16 protein-coding genes are annotated in these 18,466 nt (G+C 65.6%); 7 read left to right on the forward strand and 9 right to left on the reverse strand.

The genetic code is table 11. The features are described 5' to 3' along the window. The first annotated feature begins 114 nt into the window (after positions 1–114). From OOZ63_RS09680 to OOZ63_RS09690, 3 genes are all read left to right on the forward strand, one after another. Positions 115–813 (forward strand): fumarylacetoacetate hydrolase family protein, encoded by a 699-nt coding sequence (locus OOZ63_RS09680; protein ID WP_266005238.1) that lies wholly within the window; start codon positions 115–117, stop codon positions 811–813. Positions 814–816: 3 nt separating this feature from the next. Beyond that, on the forward strand, positions 817–1,683 hold the full coding sequence (gene nadC / locus OOZ63_RS09685) for a carboxylating nicotinate-nucleotide diphosphorylase (protein ID WP_266005239.1): 867 nt from the start codon (positions 817–819) through the stop codon (positions 1,681–1,683). 158 nt (positions 1,684–1,841) lie between these two features. After that, the gene (locus OOZ63_RS09690; RefSeq protein ID WP_266005240.1) at positions 1,842–2,546 is read left to right on the forward strand and encodes a hypothetical protein; all 705 of its coding nucleotides are present in this window, start codon (positions 1,842–1,844) and stop codon (positions 2,544–2,546) included. A gap of 3 nt (positions 2,547–2,549) precedes the next feature. Here the strand turns inward: OOZ63_RS09690 and OOZ63_RS09695 are convergent, their stop codons facing one another. The 3 genes from OOZ63_RS09695 to OOZ63_RS09705 form a co-directional block, all read right to left on the reverse strand. Then, positions 2,550–3,923, reverse strand: a complete 1,374-nt coding sequence (locus OOZ63_RS09695) for a GAF domain-containing protein (protein WP_266005241.1) — start codon at positions 3,921–3,923, stop codon at positions 2,550–2,552. Continuing rightward, positions 3,920–4,399 carry a hypothetical protein gene (locus OOZ63_RS09700; RefSeq protein ID WP_266005242.1) on the reverse strand — a complete coding sequence of 160 codons (480 nt, stop codon included), beginning with the start codon at positions 4,397–4,399 and terminating at the stop codon, positions 3,920–3,922. Before OOZ63_RS09700 ends, OOZ63_RS09695 begins: the two co-directional genes overlap by 4 nt. Before the next feature lie 83 nt (positions 4,400–4,482). Then, positions 4,483–5,514 (reverse strand): glycerophosphodiester phosphodiesterase family protein, encoded by a 1,032-nt coding sequence (locus OOZ63_RS09705; RefSeq protein ID WP_266005243.1) that lies wholly within the window; start codon positions 5,512–5,514, stop codon positions 4,483–4,485. A gap of 209 nt (positions 5,515–5,723) precedes the next feature. Between OOZ63_RS09705 and OOZ63_RS09710 the strand changes: the two genes are divergently transcribed. Together OOZ63_RS09710 and OOZ63_RS09715 are read left to right on the forward strand one after the other, a co-directional pair. Next, complete coding sequence (locus tag OOZ63_RS09710) at positions 5,724–7,577, forward strand: ATP-binding protein (RefSeq protein ID WP_266005244.1); 1,854 nt, start codon at positions 5,724–5,726, stop codon at positions 7,575–7,577. Between the two features lie 31 nt (positions 7,578–7,608). Further along, entirely contained in the window at positions 7,609–7,830 is a 222-nt protein-coding gene (locus OOZ63_RS09715) for a SlyX family protein (protein ID WP_137945447.1), read from the forward strand. Here the strand turns inward: OOZ63_RS09715 and OOZ63_RS09720 are convergent. From OOZ63_RS09720 to OOZ63_RS09730, 3 genes are read right to left on the reverse strand one after another with little or no spacing between them, the layout of a single operon-like run. Then, on the reverse strand, positions 7,824–8,624 hold the full coding sequence (locus OOZ63_RS09720; protein WP_266005245.1) for a transglutaminase family protein: 801 nt from the start codon (positions 8,622–8,624) through the stop codon (positions 7,824–7,826). The two genes, OOZ63_RS09715 and OOZ63_RS09720, sit on opposite strands and share 7 nt — an antisense overlap. Further along, a complete protein-coding gene (locus tag OOZ63_RS09725) occupies positions 8,624–9,592 on the reverse strand; it encodes an alpha-E domain-containing protein (protein WP_266005246.1) in 969 nt (322 codons plus the stop codon). The genes OOZ63_RS09720 and OOZ63_RS09725 overlap by 1 nt, the downstream gene beginning before the upstream one ends. 1 nt (position 9,593) lies before the next feature. Next, on the reverse strand, positions 9,594–11,021 hold the full coding sequence (locus OOZ63_RS09730; protein WP_266005247.1) for a circularly permuted type 2 ATP-grasp protein: 1,428 nt from the start codon (positions 11,019–11,021) through the stop codon (positions 9,594–9,596). A 197-nt stretch (positions 11,022–11,218) separates the two neighbouring features. On the opposite strand from OOZ63_RS09730, the gene OOZ63_RS09735 reads away from it, so the two are divergent. Both OOZ63_RS09735 and OOZ63_RS09740 read left to right on the forward strand, forming a co-directional pair. Then, the gene (locus OOZ63_RS09735; RefSeq protein ID WP_266005248.1) at positions 11,219–13,300 is read left to right on the forward strand and encodes a diguanylate cyclase domain-containing protein; all 2,082 of its coding nucleotides are present in this window, start codon (positions 11,219–11,221) and stop codon (positions 13,298–13,300) included. Between the two features lie 323 nt (positions 13,301–13,623). Then, a complete protein-coding gene (locus OOZ63_RS09740) occupies positions 13,624–14,538 on the forward strand; it encodes a Fic family protein (protein ID WP_266005249.1) in 915 nt (304 codons plus the stop codon). 12 nt (positions 14,539–14,550) lie between these two features. Here the strand turns inward: OOZ63_RS09740 and OOZ63_RS29190 are convergent, their stop codons facing one another. The 3 genes from OOZ63_RS29190 to OOZ63_RS09750 form a co-directional block, all read right to left on the reverse strand. Continuing rightward, positions 14,551–14,763: a putative toxin-antitoxin system toxin component, PIN family gene (locus tag OOZ63_RS29190; RefSeq protein WP_416234720.1), complete on the reverse strand. Its 213-nt coding sequence runs from the start codon at positions 14,761–14,763 to the stop codon at positions 14,551–14,553. Beyond that, on the reverse strand, positions 14,733–15,203 hold the full coding sequence (locus OOZ63_RS09745) for a type II toxin-antitoxin system prevent-host-death family antitoxin (protein ID WP_266005250.1): 471 nt from the start codon (positions 15,201–15,203) through the stop codon (positions 14,733–14,735). Before OOZ63_RS09745 ends, OOZ63_RS29190 begins: the two co-directional genes overlap by 31 nt. A 92-nt stretch (positions 15,204–15,295) precedes the next feature. Continuing rightward, positions 15,296–18,295, reverse strand: coding sequence for a fused MFS/spermidine synthase (locus OOZ63_RS09750; RefSeq protein WP_266005251.1), 3,000 nt, complete (start codon positions 18,293–18,295; stop codon positions 15,296–15,298). Between the last annotated feature and the right edge of the window lie 171 nt (positions 18,296–18,466).

Genomic DNA, 18,466 nt, shown 5'->3' on the forward strand with positions numbered 1-18,466 from the left:
TGGCCGCGATGGTAGCCGGGATGCGCACCGCGCTGCCCGACTACGCAAAGCCCGCAACTCGGCCCCCCATCGACTTGGCTATGCTGCGTCATCCACAGCCCCGCCCTGCCCATCATGAATGACTACGTCTTCCCACCCGAGCCCCAGCCCAGTGTGGCCGTGCGCGGCAGCCGCCAGCGCTATGCCGTCGCCCGCATCTTCTGCGTCGGCCGCAACTACGCCGCCCATGCCCGCGAGATGGGCAGCGACCCGGATCGCGAGCCGCCGTTCTATTTCAGCAAGCCGGCCAACGCCCTGGTGCCCTCCGGCGCCAGCATCGCCTACCCGCCCGGCACCAGCAATTTCCATTACGAGATGGAGCTGGTGATCGCGATCGGTGCGCCCGCTTTCAAGGTGGCGCCCGAGGACGCTGAAGCCACCATCTGGGGCTATGCCGCCGGCCTGGACATGACGCGCCGCGATCTGCAGAACGCGGCCAAGGCCATCGGCCGGCCCTGGGACATTGGCAAAGGCTTCGAGAACTCGGCCGTGATCACCGAGCTGGTGCCGGCCAGCGATATCGGCCACCCGAAGGCCGGCGCGATCACGCTGGCGGTCAATGGCGTCGAGAAGCAGCGCGGCGATTTGTCCGACATGATCTGGAGCGTGCCCGAGATCGTCGCCAATCTGTCGCAGTACTACCACCTGGGCCCGGGCGATTTGATCTACACCGGCACGCCCGAGGGCGTCGGCGCGGTCAAGCCCGGCGATGTGATAACCGGCGTGATCGAGGGCCTGGATAATCTGAGCCTCACGATCAAAGACCCCGACTGAGCGATGTTCGATCACAACGAGAGCCTGGACCAAGCCCGCGAACGCAACATCCGCGAGGCGCTGATGGAAGACATCGGCGTCTGCGACTGGACCGCCCGGCTGGTGCCGGCCGGTCGCCGCGTCAAGGCCCAGTTGCGGGTGCGCGAGACTGCGGTGCTGTGCGGGCGCCCTTGGTTCGACGGAGTGTTCGCTGCGCTCGATGCGACGGCCCGCATCGATTGGCTTTGTGAGGAAGGTGGGCGCTTGAGCGCCGACACCGTGATCTGCGAGATCGAGGCCGACGGCCGGGCCCTGCTGTCGGCCGAGCGGCCGGCGATGAACTTCCTTCAACTGCTGTCGGGCACGGCGACCCTGACCCGCGCCCATGTCGACGCGATCGCCGGTGCCAGCACCAATCCACGCGGGTGCGCCGTGCTGGACACGCGCAAGACCCTGCCGGGTCTGCGCCTGGCGCAGAAGTATGCGGTGCGCATCGGCGGCGGCGCGAACCAGCGCCTGGCCCTTTATGCCGGCATCCTGATCAAGGAAAACCATATCGCGGCGGCCGGCGGCGTCGCAGCGGCGCTGCGTGCGGCCCAGGCGCTGAACGCGGGCGTGGACATCCAGATCGAGGTCGAGAGCATCGCCGAGCTGCAGGAGGCGCTGGGCGCCGGTGCGCTCAGCGTGCTGCTGGACAATTTCAACGAGGCGATGATGCGTGAGGCGGTGGCCGTGACGGCAGGCCGGGCCTTGCTGGAAGTCTCGGGCGGCGTCGAGCTCGCACAGCTGCGCTGGATCGCCGCTACCGGTGTCGACCGCATTTCCGTCGGTCGGCTGACCAAGGATGTGAAGGCGGTCGACTACTCGATGCGCGTGCTGGGGCCGGTCTGAAACACGGCTGAAACACGGCTGAATCGGCACTGAAACCCTTAGTGTTTTTTTAGCGTAGCGCTAGCAAAGCTTTAGCGGCGCCGGCGCACTGCGATTCCTAGACTGCCCTGCCTGTCCGCTTGAAAACGAGCGGGCCTCACCTCAGGAGCAGTTCGATCATGTCTTTGCAATCCCCGGCCGCCGGCATCACCGCTCAAGGCCAGCGTTTCGATATGTATGGCCCCATCCACAAGGCCTTGCGTCATCTCTTCTGTGACACGCTCGTCCGTATGGGCCGACTTGACTGGCAGGACCCTGCCGAGCTGGCCGAGGTGAGCTCGCAGCTCGACGGCCTGTTGACCCTGCTGCGCCAGCATCTGCAGCACGAGAACGACTTCATCCATACCTTCATGCAGTCGCGCCAGCCCGGCAGTGCCGAGCGGGCGGGCGGCGAGCACCACGACCATCTGCAAGCGCTGGCCGCGCTGGCCTTAGAAGTGAAGCTGCTGCGCAAGCTGCCCAGTGCTGCCCAGGCGGCCGGCGTCTACCGCCAACTGTCCTTGCTGATGGCAGAGAACCTGATGCATATGGATATGGAAGAGAGCGAGCACCATCTGTGCCTGTGGCAGCAGGCGACCGATGAGGAGCTGATGGCCCTGCACGACCGCCTGCTGGCCAGCATCCCGCCGGCCGAGATGTTCGAGACCCTGGCCTGGATGCTACCGGCGCTGTCGCCGCAGCAGCGCGCAGGCATGCTGACGGGCATGCGTGAGGGCGCGCCGCCGCCCGTGTTCCAGGCCGTGCTGGACCTGGCGAAGGAGAAGCTCGACGCGCGCGCCTGGGCCAAGCTGCAGGCCGCGCTGCGCCAGCCGCTGGCAGCCTGACAGCTAGTCGAGCTGCTCCAGATGCAGCGGGCGGGCCAGGCTCAGACGCCAGCGCCCCCGGCCGCTTTTTTCAATACGCAGCGGGGTCGCGCGCTCGGCCAGGCGGCGCTGCAGCAGGAGCAGTCTGGCCTCTAGGTTGTCGACCACATCGGGCAGCCTCAGGCGGGGGTCCAGGCGCAGTTCGCGGTTGCTGAACTCGGCCCGGCCGTCCGCCAGCCAGTCCTGCACGAGCAGCGCCAAAATGGCGCCGGCCACGCCTTTGATCAGATAGTCGCTGCCGAGGAAGATGCTGTCGTCATGGGCGTAATGGCGCAGCAGCACAGGCTCGCCGTCGGGGGCCGCGGCCGGCGCCGCGCGAGGTGCGGGCGGCGCCTCCGCGGCGCTGCTCTGCAGCAGGCTCATGGCCAGGGCCAGCTGGTTGGCGATGACACTCACCGCGTCCTCGTCGTCATAGCTGAAGTGCTGGTCCTGCTCGCTCTCCAACAGCAGCACGCCCAGCACCTGGCCCTGCAGCCTCAGCGGCACGGCCATCTGGCTGCGCGGCTCGGCCAGACCAGGCATCGGAATCTCCTCGGCGCCGCTATCCAGACCCTGATCCTCGGCGCGCTGGCGGATGGCGCGGGAGTAGGCCTGCCACAGGGTCAGGTGCCCCACCCGCAGCGCCACGCCTTCGCGCGCCGCAATGCCGGCCACGCCCTGGCCTACAGCCATCTCCGCGCCTAGACCCGAGTCAGCGTAGCCATGGCTGGCCACGGCATACAGGCGCTGACTGCGCTGGTCCAGCAGCAGCAGCATGGCATGCTCGATCAAGAGTTCCTGCTGCAGGCCAGACATGGCCTCGTCGAGCAACTGGCCCATCTCGCCACACGCAGCCAGGCGATCGCTCAGGCGGCGGGTGGCGGCGGGCAGATCGCAGCGCGGCTTGGGGGCGGCCAGCTCGCGCCGCCCGCCCAGGCGCTGCACGTCCAGCACGCGGTAGACATCAGAGCCTCGCAGGTGGTAGACCTTGTCCATGCCGGAATGCGAGGCGATGCCGGCGAGCTTGGCCTTCATTCGCTCGAACAGCGGGCCTTCGCTCTCGGTGCGCAGGTACTCAAGCTGCAGGCGCACGCCGGCGGCGGTGTAGGGGTCGTCGACGGTGATGGCAGCGCGCCGTGTGGCCAGGATGTTCTGGCGGCTGCGGTTGAAGAACTGGAACGACAAGGCCACATGCTGCTCGTCCACGTACTCGGCCTGCGACAGGTAGCACAGATGCGGCACACCCTCAGCCGAGGCGCTGCACAGCACGGCCGGGATCACGCCCTCGAACATGCGGCGGATCTCCCCCAGGCGCACGTGGCTGTCGCTGGCGCGGCGACCGTGTGTGGCCGTGCTCATGCAAATAGCTCCATCGGCGCCCCGGCGCCAGGCCCGGGCGTCTGGTTCCAGGCCCCGGTGGGCAAGAAGCTGATGACCTGCAGGTCCTCGCCATGACCGTCGAACCAGGCGTCAGCGAACTCGGGTCCGAATCCGAACAGGCCGATCTCGCTCGTGAAGTCCTTGTGATTGGCCGCCAGCTCCGGCCAGTCGGCTGTCTGCGCCGACTCCACCCGCGCATCGCGCCCCTTGATCTGGACGGCCACATGGGTGCTGGGCTGGCAGAACACGCAAGCCACTTGGGCCGTCTGTGCCACTGCCCCGATCAAGGGCTGCCCGGGCATGGCCGGTAGCAGCAGGGCCAGGCGCGCGCCCTGGCGCTGCTGCACGGCCAGCGCGCGGCTCAGCGTCGGCAGTCCGTTGGCGTCACAGGCGCCGACATGGATGGACAGCCCCTGGCGCAGGAAATCGCGGAGTTGTGCATGCAGCTGGTACACGGGCCTTCTCACCTCCCGCGCAGATTCTAGAGGCCGCCGCACGGTGGCAGGCGGTCGGCGCGATCACCGCGCCGAACCCGGCCTCAGGCCGTGTGGCGACGCCGGCGAGCGACCCAGCCCAGCAGCCCAATACCGCTCAGCATCAGCGCGTAGCTGCTGGGCTCGGGCACGGCGGCCATCAGCTCGTTGCGTGCGCTCACGGCCAGATCGGTGTAGTTGCTGAACACGCCGTCCATGCCCCAGCCGAAGTACTTGTCGTACTGCGCGGCCGCCAGCCCGGCATTGGCCTGCGCGAAGGTGTAGCCATGCACCAGCAGGCCCGCGGCATGGGCGGCCTGGATATAGGACTCGGTCACGGCGTTGGCGCCGCTGGCGTTGATCGACGGGCCGATGCCGTTGACGTACTGAGCGATGTCGGCGAAGGAACTGCTGGCCGAGTTGCCGAGAAAGACCTGCTGCAGGCTCATGCCCAAGCTTTGCTGCTTGGCACGGATGTTCTTCATCGTGTCCAGGCTGAAGGACTGGATGAAGACCGCGTCGCTTGACTTGCCATAGCCGTGCTGGGCCAGTGTCGCCAGGATCTTGTCCTCCATCAGCGGGTCGGCGATCTTTGCCTCAGGGTACAGACCCACTGTACGGCCGGTCAGCGCGCTCTGCGACTGGGCCAGCTGGATCACCTCGGCGAAGGTCGGCACGCGCAACGCGTCGGCCGAGCTGGGTGTGAAGCCGGGATAGCTGGTCTTACCGGTGCCGGTGGGCTTGACAGTCAGTTGCTTGATCTCGGCCAGTGTGTAGTCGGCGACACGGTAGCCGTTGTTGCGGCGGCCCAGCACCGTGGCGACATCGGTGGTGCGGTTGAGCGTGGTGTCGTGCATGGCGACCAGATGGCCGTCCTTGGTCAGCTGAAGGTCGGGCTCGATATAGTCCGCCCCCATCTTGATCGCCAACTCGTAGCCGGCCAGTGTGTGCTCGGGCAGGTAGCCGCTGGCGCCGCGGTGGGCGACGACCAACGGTGCCTGGCCATTGAGGGTCTTCAGCGCCGTGGCTTGGGCCGGCAATGTGGCAGCGGCGAGCAGGGCCAGGCCCAGCAGGCCGGCATGAAAAGGGGTTCGCATCGGGGTGACTCCAGAGTGGGCAGAGCGCCGCACTCTAGGGAGCACCGGTGACAGCAGCGGCCCCTGACACCCTGCCGAGCGGCACTGCCAGGGGGCGCCACGCGCACGAGAGCCCAGATGTAAACGTCGGCAACAGTACGACGGACTAGGGATTGCCCGGGTATTCTGCGAATCCGCCATTTCGGCATGGAGTTTGCAGCGAGGGCTTTGTGGACAGCAAGACGGCGCTTGACGGTGATACCGGCTTCACGCTGGATGCGAGCCTGCTCGCACGGCGCAAGGCCGCGCGTGCGCGCCGGCTCTACACCCAGCAGGTGCCTGCACTGCGCCTGCTGGGCTTCGCCATCCTGAGCGTCATCGCGCTGCTCAATGTGCCAGGAGGCATGTCGTCCCGCCCCGAATTGATGCTGCTGCTGTTCTTCAACATGGCTTATGCGCTGCTGGGCTGGCTGGCGCTGCGCTTGGGTTGGGGACGCAGCGGACCGTTTGATCTCAGCCTGCTGTTCTTCAACCTTGACGTGTTGGCCTGGCTGCCGACGCTCTATCTGCTGGAGCAGGGGCAGCTGTTCTTCGCCTATTTCATGTTGGTGCGGGTGGTCGACCAGATCGGCTTTGGCTTCAAGCGCGCCTTCTATTTTGTCCATGTCATCACGCTGGTCTATCTGGCCTACGGGCTGGGCATCGGCGCCGTGGATCCGGCCAGGGCACTGTGGAGCGAACGCCTGGGTATTGCCGCCTCGATGTATCTGCTGGGCGTCTATCTGGCCGCCACAGGTCTGGTCATGGAGCGACTGCGCCGACGTGCGCGCGAAGCCGTGCGAACAGCCCACCAGTTGGTCGAACAGCTGGAGCAGAAGGCCTATGCGCTGAAACTGCAGACCGTTGAGCTGGACGCGGCGCGGCGCCAGGCCGAGCAGGCCAACCAGGCCAAGTCGCAGTTCCTGGCGGCCACCAGCCATGAGATCCGCACGCCCATGAACGGCATCCTCGGCGCGGCCGAGCTGCTGATGGGCACGACCCTGACGCCGATTCAGCAGCGCTATGTGCACACCGCCCACCACTCGGCCACCGCCTTGCTGGGCCTGATCGACGATGTGCTGGACCTGTCGCGCATCGAGGCCGGCAAACTGGAGCTGCGGCCGGTGGTGCTGGACTTGCGTGCCCTGGTGGGCGAGGCGCTGGAGCTGGTAATGACGACGACGCGCGACAAGCCCGTGACGCTGTCGGCGCACGCGTCGGTCAAGCTGCCGCCCCGAGTGCTGGCCGACGCGACGCGTCTGCGCCAGCTGCTGGTCAATTTGCTGCACAACGCAGTCAAGTTCACTGACCGCGGCAGTGTGCGCCTGGAAGTGTTGGTGCTGGAGGCACAGCCGCTGCGCGTACGTTTCTCCGTGCGCGATACCGGCATCGGGATCCCAGCCTCGCAGCTGGAGACTATCTTCGATACCTTCACCCAGGTCGACAGCTCCAGCACTCGGCGCCACGGCGGTGGCGGCCTGGGGCTGGCCATCGTCAAAGAGCTGACCGAACTGATGGGCGGCCAGGTCAATGTCGACAGCGATGTGGGCCAGGGCTCGCATTTCTGGATCGATCTGCCGCTGCAAATCGCCGACGAGGAGGCCGTGACGGTGGCTGCGCCTTTGGCGACGGCGGGCGGCAATGCGGTGGCCGTCAACGTGCTGGTCGCCGAGGATGATCCGGTCAACCAGATGGTGGTCGAGGGCATGCTGAAGATGCTGGGCTGCAACGTCGATGTGGTCAACGATGGTCAGGCCGCGCAGGCGGTGGCGCGCAAGGGTCAGTACGACATCATCTTCATGGACTGCCATATGCCGCAAATGGACGGATACGAAGCCACCCAGCGCATCAGAGCCACCGAGCAGGATGGCAGGCGCCGCACCCCCATCGTCGCGCTGACCGCCGACACGCTGGCCAGCGACCGCGAGCGCTGCCTGCAAGCAGGCATGAACGACTTCATGACCAAACCGGTCAACCGCGCCCAGTTGGCCGCGATGATCAAACGCTGGACGGGGCTGGCGACCTTGCCGACCACGCAGTGGTGAGCAAAGGGCCGGCTTGAGGTCCAATATCGCCATGGACAAAGCCCAAGACACCGAGCAACGCCTCACCGATCTGGAGATCAAGGCCAGCTTCACCGAAGACCTGGTCGACCACCTGAACCAGACCGTGATCCGCCAGCAGCAACAGATCGATGCGTTGCTGCACGAACTGGCCGCGCTGCGCGAGCGCGCCACGGCGCCGGCCGAAAGCGTGGGCTTTCGGAGTCTGCGGGACGAGCTACCGCCGCACTACTGAGCCGGCGGCGTCAGCGTCACCTGCACCTGGGCCTGCATCGCCTCGCCGCCGCCGCCCAGGCGCATGCCGCGCACCGGGCAGGCGTCCAGATAGTCGGCGCCGATGGCCAGCTTCACATAGCGGCCGTCGGCCAGGCATTGGTTGCTGACGTCGAAGCCCAGCCAGCCCTCGGCCAGCCTCGCCTCGGCCCAGGCATGGCTGGCGACATGATGGTCGTCGGTGGCTAGGTAGCCGGAGACATAGCGCACCGGCACTCCCAGCAGCCGCGCGCAGGTGGCGAACACCTGGGCATGGTCCTGGCAGACGCCCAGCCGGCGCTCGAAGGCCTCGGCCGCCGGCGTGGCGGCATCGGTGAAGCCGGGGGTGTAGGGCATCTGCACACCCAGCGCCTGCATCAGCGTCAGCAGGCCGTCACGGGCGTCGGCGGCGACGCCGCCACCATGGGCCTGAGCAAAGCTGCGCAGCGCAGCGTCGGCTCGGGTCAGGGCCGAGTCGCGCAGGAACAGCTCGGGCGGGAAGGCGTCATGCGGGTCGGGCCGAGGCGGGCCATCGACGGTGTCGACCAGTCCCTCGGCTCGCAGCCGGATCTCGGCGTGCGGCCGGTCCATGCTCAGCACATGCATCACATTGCCATAGGCGTCCTTGCCCCGGCTGGCCCTGCCAGGCAGGCTCAGCACCCAGCGCAGCACCCGCTGGCCGGCGCTGTCGACGGGCGTCAGGCGCAGGTACTGGGTGCTGCGCTTGACGGGGTGGTCGTAGCGGTAGACCGTCTCATGGCTGATTGCGAGCCGCATCAGTTGGCTTCCAGATAGGCTTCGCGGATCGCGTTGGCCAGCTGGGCCGACTCTTCGAGGAACTGGGTCAGCCAGCGGTGCACGCCGGCGTCCAGGATCTCGTCGACTGCACCGTACTCCAGGCGCAGCGCCAGCTGGCCGGCCAGGCGCTTGACCTCGCGCCCGGCGTCCTGCGCGCCCGATTTCGCCTCGATATGCGGCAAGATCGCGACGATCTCGTCGCAACAGGCACGCAGCGAGCGCGGGATGTCGGGCCGCAATATCAGCAGCTCTGTGACGCGGCGGCCGTCCAGGCTTTCGCGATAGACCGCGTGGTAGGCCTCGAAGGCCGACAGCGAGCGCAGCAGCGCGCTCCAGGCATAGAAGTCCGGCGCGCTCTCGACCGGCACATCCACGGGTACCAGGCTCTCGACCGCCGGCTCGATCAGTTGCGACTTCACATCGAGCAGCCGGGCGGTGTTGTCGGCCCGCTCGATGAAGGTGCCCAGGCGGATGAAATTGTAGGCATCGTTGCGCTGCAAGGTGCCGTAGGTGGCGCCGCGGAACAGATGCGAGCGCTCCTTGACCCAGTCGAAAAAACTCGAGACGCTGGGGATGCCACGCTTGGGGAAGCTTCGCGCCTCCAGCCAGGTGCTGTTGATGGCCTCCCACATCTCGGCGGTGATTTGGCCGCGCACCGCATGGGCGTTCTCGCGCGCGCCCTTCAGGCAGCTCAGCACCGAGGCCGGGTTGCTCAGGTCCAGCGCCATAAAGTTGAACAAGTGCTCAGGGTCCAGCGAGGACTGGCTTTGCGTGAATGATTCCAGCGTGCCGGTGACGGCCAGCGGCGCGGCCAGCTCGGTCATCGCGCCACGGCTTTGCGGCAGCAACGACAGCGAGTGCGTCACATCGAGCATGCGCACCAGATTCTCGGCGCGCTCCAGATAGCGGCTCATCCAGAAGAGTTGGGCGGCGGTACGGCTCAGCATCTCAGTTCTCCAGGATCCAGGTGTCTTTGGTGCCACCGCCTTGCGAGGAGTTGACGACCAGTGAACCCTGCTTCAGGGCCACACGCGTCAGCCCACCGGCGACCATGCTGATCTCGCGCCCACTCAGCACAAAGGGCCGCAGATCGATATGGCGCGGTGCGATGCCGGCCTCGACAAAGGTCGGGCAGCTCGACAGGCACAGGGTCGGCTGGGCGATGTAGTTGCTCGGGTTGGCCTTGACCCGCTCGCGGAAGTCGTCGACCTCGGCGGCCGTCGATGCCGGGCCCACCAACATGCCGTAGCCGCCGGCGCCATGCACCTCCTTGACCACCAGTTCGGCCATATGCTTGAGCACATGGTCCAGGTCAGCCGGTTTGCGGCATTGCCAGGTCGGTACGTTGTGCAGTATCGGCTCCTCCTTCAGATAGAAGCGGATCATGTCGGGCACATACGGGTAGATGGACTTGTCGTCGGCCACACCGGTGCCTATCGCATTGGCCAGGATCAGATGGCCCTGCTTGTAAACCGATAGCAGCCCCGGCACACCCAGCATCGAGTCGGCGCGAAAGGCCAGCGGATCGAGGAAGGCGTCGTCGATGCGGCGGTAGATCACGTCGACCCGCTTCGGCCCCACGGTGGTGCGCATATAGAGGTGGTCGTCCTTGACGAACAGGTCCTGCCCCTCGACCAGCTCCACCCCCATTTGTTGGGCCAGGAAGGCATGCTCGAAATAGGCGCTGTTGAAGGGGCCGGGGGTCAGCACGACCACATTCGGGTTGTCGACCTCGGCCGCATGGCGCAGCGTGTCGAGCAGCAGGGTTGGGTAATGCGCGACGGGGGCGACCGGATATCTGGAGAACAGCTCGGGAAACAGCCGCATCATCATCTTGCGGTTTTCCAACATGTAGCTGACGCCTGAAGGCACGCGCAGGTTGTCTTCCAGCACGTAGTAGCCGCCGTCCGAGTGGCGTATCAGATCGACACCGGTGATGTGGGCGTAAATGCCGTGCGGCAGATCCAGCCCCTGCATCGCCGGCTGGTACTGGGCATTGGCGAACACCTGCTCGGCCGGGATCAGACCGGCCTTGATGATCTCGTGATCGTGGTAGATGTCCCACAGAAAGCGGTTCAGTGCGGTGACGCGCTGGCGCAGTCCGGCCTCCAGCATCTGCCATTCGCTGGCCGGCACGATGCGCGGCACGGTGTCGAAAGGGATCAGGCGCTCAGCGCCGGCCTCGTCGCCGTAAACGGCGAAGGTGATGCCCACCTTGTGGAAGAGCAGGTCCGCCTCGGCCCGCTTCTTGGCCAGGACCTCGGGCGTCTGGGCCTGCAGCCACTGGTCGAAAGCCTGGTAATGGGGGCGCGTGGCCCCGTCGGCGAGCAGCATCTCGTCATAGTGGCCCGGGGCGGGCAGGGTGAGCGCATGCATGGTGAGAGAGACTCCGTCGGCTTGAATCGCGATAGACGCAAGGGCTGTGCCCAGGCCAGCTGTGCTGGCCTGCAGTGCAGCTTGCCCGAGTTTGGTGCATTCGGCCAGGGCCTGATGAATCAGTCACGTGCTAACTTGGTGCACGATGCCCCGCCCCCGACTTGCGGTGCGTCAACTACCGGGCTACAAAGCGGGCCATGACTGTTGCGACGCAAGACCTGACCCGCCACCGCAAGGACCGTCTCTCACTGGGCAGCTGGCTGACCGCTGCCGTGCTGACGGCGGTGCTGCTGGCCGTGCTGAGCTGTGCCTGGCTGATCGAGAACTTTGCGCGCGCTCACGCCGAGCGGCGCGCCACCGAGTCGCTGCGCCAGACCGCGCTGGACTTCCGTGACGCACTGGACCGGGGTATGGCCCAGCAGTTCCAGGAGGTCAAGGTACTGTCTCAGCTGGAGCTGTTTCAACGCCACGACGATGTGCCGGCGATGCGCCGGGCGCTGGAGCAGATCAGGCTCGGTTTTGGTCATTTCGCCTGGCTGGGTGTGACCGATTCTGAGGGCCAGGTGCTGGCCGCCGGTGGCGGCCTGCTCGAAGGCGTCAATGTCTCGACGCGGCCTTGGTGGCAGGGCGGCAAGGCCGGACCTTTCGTCGGCGATGTGCATGCGGCGGTGCTGTTGGAGAAGCTGCTGCCCAAGCAGAGCGAGCCCTGGCGCTTTGTAGACTTTGCGTTGCCGCTACGCGATGAGCGCGGCCGCTATCTGGGCGTGTTCGGCGTGCATCTGAGTTGGGCCTGGGCGCGCCAGATCAAGAATGAGCTGATCGACGCGGCGATGGAGTCGCATGCGGCCGAGGCCCTGGTGATCGGGCAGGACGGCACCGTGCTGCTAGGTCCTGCGGCGCTGGAGGGCCGCAAGCTGGCGCTGGATATGGGCACGATAGGCACGGCCCAGCGCAACAGCGATGCAGGGGTCGACTATTTTGCGGTGACTGCCGCGACGCGCGGCCAGGGCAGCTACCCAGGCCTGGGATGGACCGTCTTGATGCGCACGCCGACCAGCGTTGCGTTGGCCGACTACCATCGGTTGCGCAGCAAGATCGTGGCAGTCGCGCTGGCGCTGGTGGCCCTGTCTGTGCCGCTGGCCTGGCTGCTGGCGCGCCGCTTGTCGGCGCCGCTCGAGCGCCTGGCCGCAGTCATCTCGGCACGGCGTCACCTGGGCGACGAGCCGCTGCCGCGTGTGGGGGGCTATCGCGAGGTAGCCCTGCTGTCGGGGGCGCTGGCCGATCTGTCGGCCCGACAGGCCCGACAGGACGCGACGCTGGCCGAGCTCAACACCTCGCTAGAGCAGCGCGTCGAGCAGCGCACCGCCGAGCTACAGCAGGCGCTGCGCCAGCTGCAGGCCGGCGAGCGGCGGCTGCGCACCATTGCCGACAACCTGCCGGTGCTGATCTCCTATATCGACCGCGAGCAGCGCCTGCAGTTCCTGAACGCGACCTTCAAGCCCTGGATGGACATCGACCCGGTGCGGGCCCTGGGCCAGCGTCTGCCCGAGCTGATCGTCCCCGAGGCTTACGAACCGCGCCGTCAGGCGCTGCAGCAGGCCCTGTGCGGCGAGCGAGCCAGCTTCGAGACCGAGGCCGTGGCTGGCGGCGTCAAGCGCATGCTACGCGCCGACTACATCCCCGATCTGCTCGAGGACGGCTCGGTAGCGGGCGTCTACACCCTGGCCACCGACATCACGGCAGCCAAGTTGGTCGAGCAGCATCTGGATCGCTTGTCGCGCGTCGACGAACTGACCGGCCTGCCGAACCGACGCCAGTTCGAGGAGCGACTGGACAAGGCGCTGGCCCGCAGCCGGCGCAACGCCCAGGGCATGGCCTTGATCTTCCTGGACATCGACAAGTTCAAGCAGATCAACGACGGGCTCGGCCACGCTGCCGGCGATCAGGTGCTGCAGGAGTTCGCGCGGCGCCTGAGCCGCTGCGTGCGTGGCACCGATATGGTCGCGCGGCTGGGCGGCGACGAGTTCGTGCTGATCCTGGAGGGCTTGCACCGGCCCGAAGAGGCCGAACTAGTGGCTGGCAAGATCCTGCATGCGATGCAGGCGCCGGTGGAGCTGCCCAACGGAGCGCAACAACTGGCGACCAGCATGGGGATTGCGGCCTATGCCGGCGGGCCAGACGACTTGCCGGCTGCGGCCGAGTTGCTGGCCAGCGCGGATGAGGCGCTGTATCGGGCCAAGGGGGCGGGGAGGGGGTGTTTCAGGTGGGCCATGACGTGATTTCAGGGAATCGTCAGACCCATGACAAGATTCGAGTTTTCCTCTAAAGAACATGAGCTTATGAGATCAGTATTCATGTCATGCAAGAGGGCACCCAGCAACTTGTGCTGGCTGCCGGCCCGGCCGGCCTCACACCGAAGGCGCTGACAAGCGCCGCAGGCGTGGCGAGCTGATCGACGGTCAACCGCTACCTCGCCGCGCTGCGCGCCTCGGGCGCGATCAAGGCCCTGGGCGCCGGTCGCCCGACCCGCTACATCGCCGCCACCGCCTTCTCGCGCGCCGATATCGACGCCTATTTCGAGCGCCCGGCCAACAGTCGGCCGGTGGCACCGTTTCGTGAGGCCATGCTGCTGCCCTCGCCCAATATCGATCCCGGTCGCGCGCTGCGCTGCACCCAGGTGCAGGCGCTGGCGAACACCATGGATCGCAAGTACCTGGCCGAGTTCATCATCGACTTCTCCTGGGGCTCGTCGGTGCTGGAGGGCAGCAGCTACTCGGCCCTGGACACGGCCGCGCTGATCCAGTACGGCCAGCAGAACAAGAGTAAACCGACCGAGGATGCCTTGTTGGCCCTCAATCACAAGCGGGCAGGTGAGCATTTGTGGGCACACCGGGAACTGTCGGTCGAGAACCTTCGCGCCATGCATGCCTTGTTGACCGACGACCATGGCTTGCCGGAGGTGGGGGGCTCAGACCATTTACTGCCGCCTGAGCAGCGCGGCAAGCCGCGCGACTTCGAGGAAGTCAGCCTGATGAACTCGGCCTACATTCCACCGTTTCGGCCGGGTACAGGGCATGCAGCCGCGCTGCTGGATGAAATCATCAGCACCGCCTCGGGGTTGGCGCCGGTCGAGGCGGCGCTATACCTGATGACGCGCATCGCCTATGCGCAATCATTCGCCAACGGCAACAAACGGTCCTCGCGTATTGCCGCCAATCTGCCGCTACTGGCGGCCGGTCTGATCCCGTTCTCGTTCGTCGATGTGGACAAGGCGGACTACACCCGCGGCATGGCCGCGTTCTATGAACTCGGCAGCATCCATACGATCGAGCAGACCTTCATCCGCGGCTACGCCAAGTCCATCGTCCGCAGCAGCAATAACCCGCCCGCGATGCGCTCGCGTGGCTTCGACCCGGACCAGATCGCCGACCTGTTGGTGGCCTTCATCAACACCGGCAAGCCGCTCGCGGATGCGCGAGCGAGGGCGTTCTTCAAAGGCTCATTACCTCGAGGTTGACCCGCTTCGCTTTCAATCCAGCGCACGAGCCAGGAAGTCGGCCGGCCGCCAGATCTCTATGCCGTGAAACGGATGCAGCGCCAGCAGTTCCTGGTCTGCGCTGAAGATTACTTGGGCCTCGCCATTTAAGGCCACATCAAGGAACTTATCGTCCTTGGGGTCGCGGCAGGCCGAGATCCGCTGAGAGATGGGAATCAGTCGGGCGACCCCACCGAGCAGACGCAGAAGTGCTGCCTGTCCTCGCGGGACACATACTTGTCGAACTTGGGGCGGGACAGGACGTCACTCAACTCCGTAAGTGTGGCTTCCGACAACATAGGGGTGCCCCATGCCAGCGCGTGATCTACGGCCCTGGCGGCGGTGCCGCCGGGCATCAGAAGGCGGCTGACCCAGAGATTGGTGTCGACCACCAGCTTGCGTTCAGCACTCAGCAAGTCCTGCAACACATCCTCCGTCATCCAGGCATCAACGGCCTTGGCGCCAACGCGGTCGCTGAAACGCTGAAATTCGGCGACGTTCAGATGCACCAGGCGCTCGTACTCCTGCATCGACATCACCACCGCCACATCCCGCTTCTGGCGCTGGATCACCACCGACTCCCGCCGGGCAGCCTCCAGGACATCGGCCAAACCCTGCCTGGCTTCACTCGCTGTCACAGTACGCATTCGCAGCACTTTTTGTACGATTTGAACTCAAGCATCCCAAGAAAGCGAAATGCAATGGCGGCGCTTGCTCTGCCCCAACTTCTCCTGGCCGATCAACCGGCCGCTGCGCACACGGCTTCATGCCCGTCCCACGCTTTCAAAAAGTCTCTTGTGCTCGTCGGCAATTGCTTTGAGATGCTCTGGCCAAACTGCTTGTCCCAGCGAGCCGCAGCCCCTTTCTCTCCCAGCGCCATGCTCGCCAAGCTGCCGTAGACCAAGGCGCCATGTCGAAACAGAGGCGTCAGCGTCGGGTCTTTTTCAGCGAGGAGCTGAGCGGCCAGTCGTTCCACCTCGCGCCAATCGTTGCGCAGCCAAGCAGCATAGAGTCTGACCTGCGCGCGCAGCCACTCCGGCGCTTCGCGCGGCAGCTTGGCCAACCACGCAGCCTGATCCCACAAGCGCCGTGCCTCTTCGCTGGGGAGATGGGCCACCGTGGAGTTGGCAAGATGCGTCATGGTCTGGTGGAGCGTCGCCGCATGAAAGGGCACGACACCGGAGAGCTGAGCTCTAAGCAAGCGGATGTCACGTGCCAGTACCGGGTCACTTTTTTCCAGCTCGGCAACCACCTTGTCCGCGGAGAAGGCCCGGCTCGCAGCGCGAGCGTCCAGATGCGCACGGACCAGGCTCGAGTACTCCATCCGGGTGACGTCGGCAACAGTTGCCAACGGGTGCCGGCATTCCAAGGCATTCAGGATTGGCAAGCCGGCTAGGACGAGTTGCGGGAGCTGATGCGCAGACTGGCTTTTGAATCGTGCTTTGGGCGCCTGGAGCGCAACACTAGGGTAGAAGTCGGAATGCGCTCTTGCCTGGTGCTGCCTGACAAAAGTGCGCAGCATCGCTGCACCACCCACGCGCCGCACTTGCAGATCGGCAATAGAACTCAAGCCCACGCGGCGCAGCTCATCGGCCAGCGCAGGGGCTTCCCACAAACGACTTGCCTGCTCGACCGCCAAGGCCGGCGTGACCTTGCTGCGCGCAAGGATGACGAAGTCGTTGCTGTTGGTTACTAGCAGTTCACTGTGAGGGAACTCCGTCAGCAGCGCCGCCAGCATTTCTGCGAGGAGCGCGTCGGTCATCTCGTATGCGTGAATCCACTGCACCAACAAACCGTCCTCACGGAGCTTGCCGCGGACCCGCGAATAGAACTCTCGGGTGAACAGGCTTGCGACACCGCTGACCCAGGGGTTGGACGGTTCGGAGACGATGGCATCGTACAAGCCGTCGTGTGTCGCCAGAAAGGTCCGAGCATCCTCGATGTGGAGCAAGGACCGCGGGTCTTCGTATGCCCTGGCATTGAAAGGTAGAAAGGTCTTGGCGCCCTCCCACATCGCGCGCTCGATCTCGATCGTGTCCACGCGCTGCACGACAGAAGAACCCAGCAGCGTGTGTGTGGACAAGCCAGAACCCCAACCGATGACCGCAACTTCCTTCGGCTGCGGATGCCAGGCCAGCGGTGCCAAGCCCAGCATCAGCATCGTGATCTCATCTGAGGTTGGTGCGCTCTGCGAGTCCCTGAGGCCCGCATCGGGCTTGCCATTGGTGGAGATGATGACGGTCTGATCGCTGAACATGCGGGCCGAGACCGTAGCGGTGGATCCATCGCGGAAATAGAGCAGTTGGCCGAGTTGGGGCTCATCTACAACCCCGGTTCGAAACACGCCTGAGGCCTGCTGCAGGGTACTGGGCAAGCCGAAGTGGAGGACTAGGCCAGCCACAGTTGCCGCGCCCGCCGCGCTCGCTCCGGCGGGCAGCGACCAGCTTCTTTGCTTGAGCCCGCGCAGCAGCCACAGGCCGATCAGCACATCCATGGTGGCTGCGGTCAGCACGCTGAGGGTAATTCCCATAAGCGGTATCAAGACGTGTACCACCGTCACCACGCCGAAGATGGCACCAATCGTATTGGCTGCGTAGACACGGCCAATGGCCGCTTCGCCCGCCCCTCGGCGGAGCAGGGCGGTGGTGAATAGCGGGAGTGTCATGCCCGCGAAGAAAGCGGCGGGGCTCATCACCAGCAAGGCAATGACTGCCGTAGCGACGCTGTACAGCGCATAGCCGCCGTCGGTTCGTGCCAGCGCCGCCGTCAACCAGCTAACCCACTCAAAACTCCGGGCCAGCACCGGCACGGACAATAGCGCGCAGGTGCCCATCGCGACTTGCACATAACCTGCGTAGCGCACCACATCGGCAATCTGATCGCCCCGGTGGCGAATCCACAGCCCACCGCAGGCGATGCCGAAGATGAAGGCGGCGAGCATCAGCTCGAAGCCATGCAGCGTGGTGCCCAGGGCCTGGTTCAACATGCGCACCCAGCCAATCTCGTAGCCAAAGGACGCGGCGCTGGAGAGGAAGGTAGCGGCGAGCAGCGTGCGCTGCAGGCTTCGTAGATCGGCGCCTCGAGCAGCGGGCTTGTCGCCCTCCTGCGCAGCGATGCCGCGCTCAGGGGCTTTAATGGCAATCCAGGCAGTGCCTGCGGCCAACAACAGGTTCATGCCCGCAGCAACCTGCAGGCTGCCGGGCAACCCAAACAGGGGCAGCAGCAGGAAGCTGGCCGCCAGGGCACCGGCGGCGGCACCCAGGCCATTCGCAAAGTAGAGGCCGCCCAGCGTCGCGCCCATGGCTTCCCGGTTCCAGCGCAGCATGCCGCCGGCGATAAGTGGAAAGGTCGCACCAAGCAGAACGGTCTGCACCGCGATCAGGCTGCCCGCGCCCAGCCAGGGCCAGGCCTTAGCCGCCCAATGGCCTTGTAGCGCCGGCAGCACCTGCGTCTCGCTCAAGCCGACAAAGCCGGTGAACAGTCCATGAAAAGCAAAGCCAGCCAGGCCGATCAGCAACTCAATTGCGGCATAGCACCCAATCAGGCTGTGCAGCCGCGTGGTCAGCCGACTTACCGCCCAGGCACCAACGGCCATGCCACCCATGAACATCACCAGCACTAGGGTCTGCGCGTAGGCGGCGTGGCCTAGCAGAAGGCCGAGGTACTGGGTCCAAACCGACTGGTAGATCAGCGCGGAGAAACCAGAGGCCACGAAAAGTAGTAGCAGTGCGATCCGCATGGATAGTGCTCAGTGCAGTTGACGGCATTCGACCCATAAACAACCTCAAGAATCAATGCTTCTTGAAGCACCAAAGAGAAGAGGGCTCGAAAGCCCTCTTCTTTCAACACAAGTTAATGTTCACTAACAACTGCGGCGAGTGTTTTGTCGCAGTTGAGAAACAATCACTGA

The sequence above is a fragment of the Paucibacter sp. PLA-PC-4 genome, assembly GCF_026241155.1.
Taxonomy (GTDB): domain Bacteria; phylum Pseudomonadota; class Gammaproteobacteria; order Burkholderiales; family Burkholderiaceae_C; genus Roseateles_E.